This is a genomic window from Segetibacter sp. (genome assembly GCF_025963695.1).
Classification (GTDB): domain Bacteria; phylum Bacteroidota; class Bacteroidia; order Chitinophagales; family Chitinophagaceae; genus Segetibacter.
This window is the reverse complement of record NZ_JAOQAH010000093.1, coordinates 1-11,414: the sequence shown is the minus strand read 5'-3', so window position 1 is coordinate 11,414 and position 11,414 is coordinate 1. Positions and strand designations below refer to the sequence as shown.

Sequence of the window (11,414 nt, the reverse complement as noted above, 5' to 3'; positions counted from 1 at the left end):
TAGAAAAATTAGCTGGCAATCCTGGTTTGATAATTTGTCTTCGGATGGAAGCTTTTGGTCAAGTATTGCAATAATGTCTTTGTAACCGGGACATAAAAAAAGCCTCAAAAAGAGGCTTTAATTTTTTTAGTTGCGAAGGGAGGGTTCGAACCTCCGACCTTCGGGTTATGAGCCCGACGAGCTACCGCTGCTCTACTTCGCGATCTGGTTGCAAAAGTAATAGGTGGAAGACTATCCACCAAAAATTTCTTTTCCTAAACGCTGTTTCTTTTTTTTTAGCTCTAGCGGCAAGGGCTAAAGTTGCCATACGTTTTGCAGTAAAAGTGATTGCGACGCAACAATGATGCTTTGGAAACTGATGGCGGTATTATAAAAAATTAATTACGCGTTTTTGATTTTAGTCATCGCTTCCACTACGATTTTTTATACTTGCTCCTGCGCTTGCATTTAATACTTTACCTATTCCCTGCCCTTTGTAATAGATATTAGAACCTCCGCTTGCATCGGCATTTAACTCGCCTGTTACAGTTACTTTTATGTTTGACGCACCCGAAGACGACGCTTTACATGTTTCTATACTAAGCTCGTAACTGTTTACTTTACATGCGCCACTCGCGTCTATCAAACCATCTTTCGCAGTTCCCGACAACCTGGCTACAGAAGCACCGCTTATATCGAGGTTAAGCCTGGACACGTTAATAATACCTTTTACTTCGCTTGCTCCCGAAATATCCATTTTCAACTCATCGCTTTTTAATGGTCCGCTTATGCTGGCATATGACGCGCCCGAAACATCAAGGCGATTTATATCTGTAACAGTCACATATGCTTTTAACTTTCGGTTAGTCCAGTTGAAGCCGTTCCATACACCGCCATCTACCGAAATACGCAGCACCCCATTTTTTACTTCCGTTTTTATTTTGCTGTTATATTTCTCTTCACCGGCGCTTATAGCAACTCCCTGTGTCGGTCCTTGCGATAGATATAATGATAAAGTGCCCGAAACCTCTAAACTATTAAACTTTTCTACTGTCCGGACCTCAGCATTTTCATCATAAACAATGTTTTGAGCATTGCTAATAAAACCGCCACCAATTAACAGGATTAATAAAATGACCTTCTTCATTCCTTGCATTTTTTACTGTTAAACGCAAGGTTAAAAAAAAAGTTACAGGGGAATTCAAATTTTCCCTGTTATTTTTGCGGCATAGGAACCAAATGGTTTCTTCCCCGGGGTGCTGACGGCTTATTTGCCAAGGCTGAGATTAAACCCGTTGAACCTGAACAGGGTAATTCCTGCGAAGGGAAGGTGCTACTTCTTTTTAATGCCCCCTCCTGCCTGCATTTCCCTGTTCCCGATTTTTAAATTATAAAAAGTGAAAATGAAACATTTTTTGGGAACAATTGCTGCCTTTTGTATTACACTTATATCGAGTGCGCAATACACTATTAAAGGTCATATTGTAGATGAACACACCAAGCTGCCTGTTGAAGCTGCTACCGTTTCTCTTTCCAGAGACGGAAGAAACATTGCAGCCGTCGCGACTGACAACAATGGTAATTATCAATTTAAGGGGCTAAATAAGAAAGGTGTTTACCAGTTGTTGGTAGAACACGTAAGCCTTCAAAAAAGAGTTGTAAGTGCAGACGTAAGTGCGGGCGTAACTACGGTTGATGTTACATTAGCACACAATGCTTATTTTCTTGAACCTTTAGAAGTGAGGTCGTTGCGGGCTTCTGAAAGGGCGCCATTTGCCAAAACCAATATTAGCAAACAGGAAATCGCAAAAAACAACCTAGGGCAAGATCTTCCGTTTTTACTTAATCAAACACCTGGGGTTGTTATTAACTCAGATGCAGGTAACGGCATTGGCTATACCGGAATTCGTATCAGGGGAAGTGATGCGACCCGTATAAACGTAACCATTAACGGCATTCCTTACAATGATGCAGAAAGCCAGGGATCGTATTTTGTCGACCTCCCTGATATTGCGTCTTCCGTACATTCCATTCAAATTCAACGTGGCGTTGGTACCAGCAGCAATGGGGCCGGCGCTTTTGGAGCAAGTATTAATCTTAGTACAAACGAGTTTAATGAAGCGCCCTATGGTGAAATTAATAATAGCTACGGCTCATTTAACTCATGGAAAAATACAGTTAAGGCGGGTAGTGGATTAATTAACGACCACTTTACAGTAGATGCAAGGCTTAGCCGAATCAGCAGTAACGGATTTATCGACAGAGCATCTACAGATCTTAAGTCCGCATATTTTTCAACTGCTTACATTGCTAAAAAGTCCAGCATCAGGTTCAACTACTTTTCGGGGCTCGAAAAGACTTACCAGGCCTGGAATGGTGTTCCTGAAAGCCTGTTAAAAACCAATCGTACTTACAACTCTGCAGGCAACGAAAGGCCCGGAGAACCTTACAATAACGAAACGGATAACTACCAGCAAGATCATTTTCAATTGTTTTTTAATCATGCTTTCAATGATCATTTGACTTTTAATACCGGTCTTTTTCTTATAAAGGGTAAAGGTTATTACGAGCAATATAAAGGATTTGTTGCTGAACAAGCAGCTGGCAGCACATCGTCAACCAGGTTCTCCAGCTACGGCTTACCGAATGCCATTTTTGGAACTGACACTATTAAAAATACAGATCTTGTAAGACAGCTTTGGCTGGATAACGATTATTATGGGCAGATACTTTCGCTGCAATACAAAAAGAACAAAGACCAGCTAACTGTTGGCGGCGGCTGGAACAAGTACGATGGCAAACATTACGGAGAAATAATTTGGGCGGCGGTAGGAGTGCCTAAAAATTATCGTTATTACGATTTGGATGCTGTAAAAACCGATGTGAACGCCTACACCAAATGGGAGCGTTCTCTTAGTAACAAATTTACCTTGTATGCCGACTTACAATTCAGAAAGGTGCATTACAACATGAAGGGCTTTAGAAACAATCCCTCAATTTTTGTTAAAAGGGACTTTAATTTCGTAAACCCTAAAGCAGGATTTAGTTATAACTATAATGGCGTGAACGCTTTTGTAAGTTATGCTTTAGCAAATAAGGAACCCAACCGCAACGATTTTGAAGCGGGAGTAGTTAACCAGCCTAAAGCTGAAACATTGCATGACTTTGAAGCTGGTATAGAAAAAAGGTTTTCCCAATTTAGTTATGGTGCAACCGGGTATTACATGTTGTACAAAAACCAATTGATCTTAACCGGTCAAATTAATGATGTTGGTTCTTACACCCGCGTCAACGTTCCAAACAGCTACCGGTTGGGGGTGGAGTTGCAGGGTAAAGCCCTGGTTGCTACCTGGATGAATGCAGCCGCAAATCTTTCGCTGAGCCGAAATAAAATAACCAATTCTCCGGAGTATCTTGATGACTACGATAATGGGGGACAGGTCTTAATATCTCATAAGAATGCTGATATCTCCTTCTCTCCTTCTGTAACCAGCGCTGTTACAATTAACCTGATCCCCGTAAAGAATGTAGAGATAAGCTTATTGGGCAAATATGTAAGCAGGCAATATCTTGACAATACATCTGACCTGAGACGAAGTTTACAGCCATACTTCGTCCAGGACATAAGAGGTGCTTACACCATTAAAAATAAGTTGTTTAAAGAGTTGAGTCTTGTAGCCGCTCTGTACAACGTTTTAAATAAGAAATACGAACCTAACGGATACACCTTCAGCTATATTTATGGAGGTAAAACAACAACCGAAAATTTCTATTTCCCAATGGCGGGAACCAACTTTATGGCGGGGATAAATATTAAATTGTAGAACCGGTATGGAGGATTTCGGAGACTTTCTTTGAAATTGATATAAATGAAACCCTTGCTGAAAGCTTTAATTTTAAAAAGAGCTTTTTAATGTTGCCGGCATTTATTCTTTTATCAGCATTGTTGTGTCACTCACTTGTGCCGAATAAAAAATCTGGGCAGGCATGGCAGCTTTTTGGAAGATGTTTATACAAAGGAAGAATTGGGTGTTAAAAAGATTAAAACGAATAAGGGCGGCATCATTGCCGCCCTTATTCGTTTCAATAACATAATACGAGAAATGCTTAATAGAATTAGCCAAAGTACAAGTGTGCGACGCAACAGAAATTACACCAGTGAACCGCTGTTGGTTACCAAATACTATCTTCCAAATTTCTGTTCCCAATTCAACATGCCGCCGGCAACGTTTACTGTATTTTTAAAGCCCATGTGTTCAAGCATCATGCACGCCTGCTGGCTACGGTTGCCACTTCTGCAATACACAATTACTTCCTCGTCTTTTAAATCTTCTATATCTTCAATTGCCATGCTTTGTATGCGGCCCAGGCGAAAATGAGTTCCGCCAATATTGAAATCGGCCCTTTCAATATCTTCCCTCACATCAAGTATATTTAATTTTTCACCGGCATCTATCCGGGCTTTTAACTGGTCGACTGTTATTTGTCGCATAACTGTGTTTATTTATGTTATTGTTCAACCGGTCCGGCAGCCACTTTAGTACTATCTGTAATTATCGGCAAAGGTTGTGTACTAAACCAAATGTCTATTGTTTGACCCGGTTTAATTCTGTTGTAGCGGCGTGTACCATCAATAGCCTCGCCATATTTTGTAGGGTTTTGCCGTGTAACATATGCATGAGCCGAGTCTGTAACATCAGCATCAAATACAGGGGTAAAATTGATATCCATACTTCGTAAAAGCGACCTCACCTGGCTATATTGTTTACCCATTAAGTCGGGTACACCTATTTCCAAATCTCCGATGCCGTTACCTAAAACAAAGCTGATAGTGCTGCCCATGTAAATTTTTGTTCCGGATTTAATGGGCTCGTTATTGTACAATTGTTCGAGCACGGAATTTTTGGCAATATCTGGTCTAAAGGTAGTGTCGCCTAAATGAAGGCCAAGGTTTTCCAAATACATCTGGGCATTACGGAGCGAAAAGCCTACCAGGTTTGGCATTTCTACCAGGGGAGGCTGCGCCCTGTTAATGGTTAGATAAATGGTTCGGTTAACTTTTACTGTTGCATCGCCTTCAGGGGTTTGTTTAATAACAGCAAGTTTTGGAAAAGTATCAATATATAGACTGTCCTGAATTTCTACTTCGAAGCCTTTGTCTTCGAGCAGTTTCCTTGCAGCATCTACGCTCTTGCCAACTATCGAAGGCACTTTTTGGTAATCGCCATGTTTCGTCAGAAAGTCAAGTGAACCGAAAAAGACCAGGATAAGCAGAGCAGTAAGTATCATAACAACTATAATGCTTATCCAAAGAGGTCGCCGGGTAATAAATCTAAACACGCAATAATTTTATGTTGTTGAAAATAAATTAATAACTGAAACATTCTTCTATTAGCACCGAATAAAACTCTTTTAAAGTCCAGCCCATTGCACGCACCTGCTGCGGAACAATGCTTGCTTCACTTTGACCTGGTACCGTATTTACTTCCAGCATATAAGGCTGTTGGTTAGCCTCGTTGTAAATAAAATCTATTCGTACTACGCCGCGACAGTTTAATAGTTCATAAATTTTTGAAGCGTTTGTGCTTATTTTTTCAGCAACAGCCTCCTCCACCCGGGCGGGAGTTATTTCTTCACTCATCCCCTTTACATACTTTGCTTCGTAGTCGAAAAAATCTTTTTTGCTGATTACTTCAGTAAATGGCATTGTAATAATCTTTCCGCCAGTTTTAAAAACACCGATGGTAAATTCTCTGCCCTGTATAAATTCTTCAATTAGTACCTGGTCGTCTTCTTTGAAAGCTTTTTCGATAGCCAATCCAAATTCTTCGGTAGGCGCATTTACTTTTGACATACCAATACTAGATCCGCCGTTATTCGGTTTGATAAAAACCGGGAAGGTCAGCTGACCCGCAATGTCATCTATATTTATAAAATTATTTTTAATTAATAAAACAGACCGCGCCACGTTTATGCCGCCAAAAGCTGCTGCTGCCACAGTGTACCGTTTATTGAAGGTTAGCGCAGAAGTTGCTGCATTGCAACTGGTGTAAGGAATTTTTAGCATATCAAAATAACCCTGCAATTTGCCATCTTCACCTGGTGTTCCGTGAATTCCTATAAGCACTGCATCAAAAGTTATTTTGTTGCCTTTGATGTTTATCGAAAAATCATTTTTATCTATAGCTATCTCTTCGCCTTCTGTCGATTCGTACCACCAGCCGGTAGGATGAATATCTATTTTGTAAACATCGTATTTTTCTGTATCCAGGTTATTTTCAATAGTGACGGCGCTTTTATAACTGATTACAGACTCTCCACTGTAACCCCCCGTTACAAAAGCAATTTTCTTTTTGCTCATGGCATTAATTGTGACGCAAAGAAAGTAAAAAAAATGGCAAGGAAGATGTAAAAGGAAATTAGCGATTTCGCAAAGCAATTAATAGATGCGGATGCAATTGAGGCTAAACAATTTTGAAAAATAAATGTCTCTTCTTAGTGTGCTGGTTTCCAAATTTATACTTTACCCAACCTGCAGCTTTGTAAAAATAAAAATCTTAAAAAAGTAAAAGGAGCGGGTATATTGTCAATAGTATATTTACACGTGGAAGTAAGTTTTAAACATAAAAACTTGTTTTAATATTTAATAAAATTTAAAATGCATAAATTAAAATTCATTCTACCTGTTGCTTTAATGGCAACCGCACTTATTGCTTGTGACAAGAAGAATGAGGATGTTACAGATGCAGTAAATAAGTCAGGTTCGGTTGAAACGGCGGTTCATATAGCACATATAGATAGTACGCGTGATGAACTTGTGACAACTCATAAAGTATGGGTACGAAATAATGTATTTAAGACAGTAGAATACAGAGACACTATTCCTGCCCTGGGCAATGAAAATACGGTAGCTGAAAATAAAGACGGAGATACAAAAAACGTATCTGTAAAAAAGGATTATGAAATTTATATAACTGTTAAGTAAGGGTAGAAATGAAGAAATCAAAATATATAGAACTGGTTTTAATAACAGCGGTATTGGCATCGTGTAATCAACGGGAAAAGGAGTGGGAGAGTGGCAACAAAGTGTATATGAGGAGCGATACTACAGCTCCTTATAGCAGAGCACATCATTCAGGCATTGGAACAGCACTGCTTTGGTATTATGCGTTTAGACCTTACGGTAATTTTAACAATGGTAATTACCAGAGAGCTGGCTATTACTCAAGAGGATTGGCAGAAAGGTCGAATATTGGCAGTAATACATTTAAAGGTTCAGTGGCCCGGGGCGGTTTTGGACGAGGCGGATATAGTGTGTCTTCTTAAGAGACCCGCTCATAGCCATAAGCAGCAGATTGAAAATAGGCGCCGGGTAAAGTTGAATAGCAGTGTATAGCAAAAGTGTGCGACGCAACGGGTGATGAGAAAAGATTACATGTTGGAAAAACAACGCACCGCGATAAAATTAATCCCAGTCCTGCATAATGGGGGTAGTTTCCTTTGCCATCCGCTCTACAAACTGGCGCTCGTGTACCAAAAAGCCGTTTCCTTTGGCGCATAAGTGTACTCTTATATTTTCAACGCTCATCGGGTTTCCTTCAGGTATGTCGGCAATGTTACTGTGGCGGATATCGTGTCCATCAATAATTACCACCATGCCACTTCCGATAGCTTCCATCTTATTTCCTTCAGTTATCAGCATGCCCGTATCTTCTCCTAATCCAATTCCGATACAAGAAGGATTGGCACCTACTGCCTGTGAAAGTCTTCCGAAACGGCCCCGCTTTTCAAAATGAGAGTCGAAAATTACATTTTGCATAAACCCAAGGCCTGTGGTTATTTTTACTTCGCCTTTAAGGTGTGCCTTAGATGCATCGCCTTCGTAAATCATGGTATTGCTCATGGCCATCGCACCTGCCGATGTGCCGGCTACAGTGAAGGGTTCATTTCTGTACCGTTGTTGAATAATTCGTAAGAATTTAGTACCACCAAAAATAGAAGTTAGTCTCATCTGGTTGCCACCTGTAAACATCACCGCATCGCAGTCTTGAATTCTTTCGATGTAGTCTTCGTCCTGCACATCTTCGCGCGTCCTGATGTGCATTACATCCACATTTGTACAACCTATTCTTCCAAATGCCTCCAGGTAATTATTTCCTACTTCAAAAGGTATCATTGAAGCCGTGGTAACAACTTCAATACGTGCCAACACACCTCCGGCTTCGTCCACTATACGACGGAGTATTCCTAATCCAAAAAAATTAAGATTATGGTGGATAGCAAGGGCCTTTTCAAGAATAGTACCTTTGTCTTCAGCGCCACCTATTGCAATAAGTTTTCCTTTTATTTCCGACATTTTTAGCGTTTAGACAATGTTGCAAATGTAAACCTTTAAGTAGGTTCCATAATAGCAGGAGCAATCATTTTAACTATATAACTTTAGCACTTTGCACCTTCTTTTAACGCTGCAAGCGTAAACGAAGTATTTAAAGAAGTATGAAAAGTTGGCTGGTGCCGGCTGCCAAATATAATTAAAAAAGTAAGCTGGCCAAAGTTGAACTTTGATGTGGGGAATGATCGGCTGCTTTAAATTTATTCGTACTACGATAATGGCAACAGGGTGGTAAGCAATTTGATTAATTAATAATACATGAGGAATTGTAATTCAACGTTTAAAAAGCTTCATCGAAAAACATCAACGCGAACATTATGAAAATTGTAGAAACAAAAATTTTACGGGGACCGAACTATTGGAGTGTACGAAGAAACAAATTAATTCAAATAAGGCTTGATCTTGAAGAAATGGAACAACGTCCGACCAATAAAGTTGAAGGGTTTCTTGATAGATTAAAGAAGCTACTTCCTTCGATGTATACTCATCGTTGTAGTGTTGGTACACCCGGCGGCTTTTTTGAGCGGGTAGAAGAAGGAACCTGGATGGGCCATGTAATTGAACATATTGCACTTGAGCTACAAACCCTGGCTGGAATGAATACTGGTTTTGGCCGTACGAGGGGTACCGGTAACGAAGGAGAATACTACGTTGTTTATAGCTACATGGAAGAAGATGCAGGGGTGTTTGCGGGTGAAGCTGCTGTTAGAATCGTTCAGGCGCTTGCAGATGGAGCTGAGTATAATCTTGAAGCAGACATACAAACTTTACGGGAGATTCGGGAAAATACACGCCTTGGACCTTCTACCGGGGGAATTGTTGAAGAGGCCGCTAAACGAGGCATTCCATTTATTCGCCTCAATAAGCATAGCCTGGTACAACTAGGTTATGGTATACATCAAAAAAGAATTCGTGCTACTATAGCCAGTACCACTTCTAACATTGCAGTTGATATTGCGGGAGATAAAGAAGAAACAAAAAACCTGCTGGACGCAGCAGAAATACCGGTTCCTAAAGGAACCATTATACGATCGGAAGCAGGGTTGCAGGATGCTGTTGAAACGTTAGGGTACCCACTTGTATTGAAGCCGGTAGATGGAAACCACGGTAAAGGAGCTACCACTAATATAACCGATTGGGATCATGCCGTGCGAGCTTTAGAGGCAGCTCAGATATACAGCAGGGATGTTATTTGCGAACGTTTTATTACCGGCTTCGACTTTAGGGTGCTGGTGATAAATCACAAATTTATTTGCGCAGCGCTACGTACGCCGGCAAGTGTGGTAGGCGATGGTGAACATACCATTCAATGGTTGATCGATGAGGTAAATAAAGATCCGCGACGCGGTTTTGGGCACGAGCTGGTATTGACCAGGATAACAGTAGACAGTTTTACTCAAAAAATGCTGGCTGATCTTGGATATACACTTGAATCTATTCCAGCTAAAGATGAGCTGGTATTGTTAAAACCCACAGCCAATCTTAGCACAGGTGGTACCAGCACCGACGTAACCGATGAGGTGCATCCCGCCAACATTTTTATGGCCGAAAGGATCTCGAAAATAATAGGATTAGATATTTGCGGTATCGATATTATGGCGCCGGACCTAAAAGAGCCGGTTACAGAAAACGGCGGTGCTGTTTTGGAAGTAAACGCCGCGCCTGGTTTCCGCATGCATATTGAGCCTACCGTGGGGTTACCCCGCAACGTTTCTGAGCCCGTTATTAAAATGCTTTTCCCTAATGAAAGCACCGGCCGTATACCCATTATCGCTGTTACAGGCACTAATGGTAAAACAACTACTTCGAGGTTAATGTCTCATATCTTTCGATCAATTGGTTACAAGGTAGGTTTTACTACTTCCGACGGTATTTATATTCAAAATAACCTTATGATGAGGGGCGATTGTACAGGCCCGGTAAGTGCTGAATTTGTTTTGAAAGATCCTACAGTTGATTTGGCTGTTTTAGAGTGTGCGCGGGGTGGTATTTTAAAAGCAGGACTTGCATTTCAGCATTGTGATATTGCCATTGTTACGAATGTGAGTGCCGACCATATTGGTTTAGGCGGTATAGATAACCTTGAACAGATGGCTAAAGTAAAGGCTGTTGTACCTGAAACTGTTGTTAAGGATGGTTTTGCAGTTTTAAATGCCGACGACGACCTGGTGTATGCTATGAGAAAAGGGTTGGACTGTAACATTGCACTTTTTAGCATGGATGAAAATAACCCCCGAATAAAACGACATTGCGAAGACGGAGGTTATGCTGCTGTGTTTGAAAACGGCTACGTTTCTATACTTAAGGGCACGTGGAAAATAAGGGTTCATAAAGTAACAGATATTCCAATCACTTTTGGAGGAAAGGCGGTGCATAACATTATGAATACTTTGCCTGCTGTTTTAGGTACCTACCTGTACAGCAATACTACGATTGATGACATAAAACAGGCACTCCGCACTTTTATACCTTCCGATGTACAAACGCCTGGCAGATTAAATCTTTTTCAATTCAAGAAATTCCAGGTGTTGCTCGACTTTGCCCACAACCCGGCTGGTCTTACCTTATTAGGCGAATTCATTAAAAAAATAGATGCCACACATAAAGTCGGCATCATATCGGGAACGGGAGATAGAAGAGATGAAGACATTAAGGAGATTGGAAGAATTTCAGCAAGGTATTTTGATGAAATAATTATCAGGCAGGATAAATATTTAAGAGGGCGCACCGCAGAGGAGATCGTTGATTTACTTATGGAAGGAATAGACGAAACAAAATCTAAAGACATTCCTGTAACCACTATTTTAAGCGAGAAAGATGCTATTTTATATGCATATAAAAATGCGAAACCAGGTTCACTGATAACGCTGCTTGCAGATAAAGTAGATGCTTCACTAGAGTTGATTAAGAGACTGAAAGAAGAGGAGGAAAGGATTTAAGTAAGTGGTAAGCGAGGTGGAACTTGAAAAATCTTTATCAATTTTGAAAAAATATTTGTTCGGATAACTCGAACCCTTATTTTTGCACTCCATTTAGGATTGCC

The 11,414-nt window shown here is 40.5% G+C and carries 10 protein-coding genes, 1 tRNA gene and 1 riboswitch; of the genes, 4 read left to right on the top strand and 7 right to left on the bottom strand.

What is annotated here, in order from left to right:
* Nucleotides 1-130: 130 nt before the first annotated feature.
* Both JWR87_RS16910 and JWR87_RS16905 read right to left on the bottom strand, forming a co-directional pair.
* Nucleotides 131-202, bottom strand: a tRNA-Met gene (locus JWR87_RS16910).
* Nucleotides 203-397: 195 nt separating this feature from the next.
* Nucleotides 398-1,126: a head GIN domain-containing protein gene (locus JWR87_RS16905; RefSeq protein WP_297822344.1), complete on the bottom strand. Its 729-nt coding sequence runs from the start codon at nt 1,124-1,126 to the stop codon at nt 398-400.
* 95 nt (nt 1,127-1,221) lie between these two features.
* Nucleotides 1,222-1,324, top strand: a riboswitch (TPP riboswitch).
* 58 nt (nt 1,325-1,382) lie between these two features.
* Here JWR87_RS16905 and JWR87_RS16900 point away from each other — a divergent pair.
* On the top strand, nt 1,383-3,803 hold the full coding sequence (locus JWR87_RS16900; RefSeq protein WP_297822342.1) for a TonB-dependent receptor: 2,421 nt from the start codon (nt 1,383-1,385) through the stop codon (nt 3,801-3,803).
* A gap of 102 nt (nt 3,804-3,905) precedes the next feature.
* On the opposite strand, the gene JWR87_RS16895 is transcribed toward JWR87_RS16900, so the two are convergent.
* The 4 genes from JWR87_RS16895 to JWR87_RS16880 form a co-directional block, all read right to left on the bottom strand.
* Nucleotides 3,906-4,103, bottom strand: coding sequence for a hypothetical protein (locus JWR87_RS16895; RefSeq protein ID WP_297822340.1), 198 nt, complete (start codon nt 4,101-4,103; stop codon nt 3,906-3,908).
* 59 nt (nt 4,104-4,162) lie between these two features.
* Nucleotides 4,163-4,471, bottom strand: coding sequence for a rhodanese-like domain-containing protein (locus JWR87_RS16890; protein WP_297822338.1), 309 nt, complete (start codon nt 4,469-4,471; stop codon nt 4,163-4,165).
* Nucleotides 4,472-4,488: 17 nt separating this feature from the next.
* Entirely contained in the window at nt 4,489-5,268 is a 780-nt protein-coding gene (locus JWR87_RS16885) for a PASTA domain-containing protein (protein WP_297822336.1), read from the bottom strand.
* A 79-nt stretch (nt 5,269-5,347) separates the two neighbouring features.
* Nucleotides 5,348-6,340, bottom strand: a complete 993-nt coding sequence (locus tag JWR87_RS16880; RefSeq protein ID WP_297822334.1) for a D-alanine--D-alanine ligase — start codon at nt 6,338-6,340, stop codon at nt 5,348-5,350.
* 297 nt (nt 6,341-6,637) lie between these two features.
* Here JWR87_RS16880 and JWR87_RS16875 point away from each other — a divergent pair, with 297 nt between their 5' ends.
* Both JWR87_RS16875 and JWR87_RS16870 read left to right on the top strand, forming a co-directional pair.
* Nucleotides 6,638-6,964: a hypothetical protein gene (locus tag JWR87_RS16875; protein ID WP_297822332.1), complete on the top strand. Its 327-nt coding sequence runs from the start codon at nt 6,638-6,640 to the stop codon at nt 6,962-6,964.
* 8 nt (nt 6,965-6,972) lie between these two features.
* Nucleotides 6,973-7,305, top strand: coding sequence for a hypothetical protein (locus tag JWR87_RS16870; RefSeq protein WP_297822330.1), 333 nt, complete (start codon nt 6,973-6,975; stop codon nt 7,303-7,305).
* 139 nt (nt 7,306-7,444) lie between these two features.
* On the opposite strand, the gene JWR87_RS16865 is transcribed toward JWR87_RS16870, so the two are convergent.
* On the bottom strand, nt 7,445-8,335 hold the full coding sequence (locus JWR87_RS16865; RefSeq protein ID WP_297822328.1) for a cyanophycinase: 891 nt from the start codon (nt 8,333-8,335) through the stop codon (nt 7,445-7,447).
* A gap of 353 nt (nt 8,336-8,688) precedes the next feature.
* Here JWR87_RS16865 and cphA point away from each other — a divergent pair, with 353 nt between their 5' ends.
* The gene (cphA, locus tag JWR87_RS16860; RefSeq protein WP_297822326.1) at nt 8,689-11,310 is read left to right on the top strand and encodes a cyanophycin synthetase; all 2,622 of its coding nucleotides are present in this window, start codon (nt 8,689-8,691) and stop codon (nt 11,308-11,310) included.
* Nucleotides 11,311-11,414 lie beyond the last annotated feature (104 nt).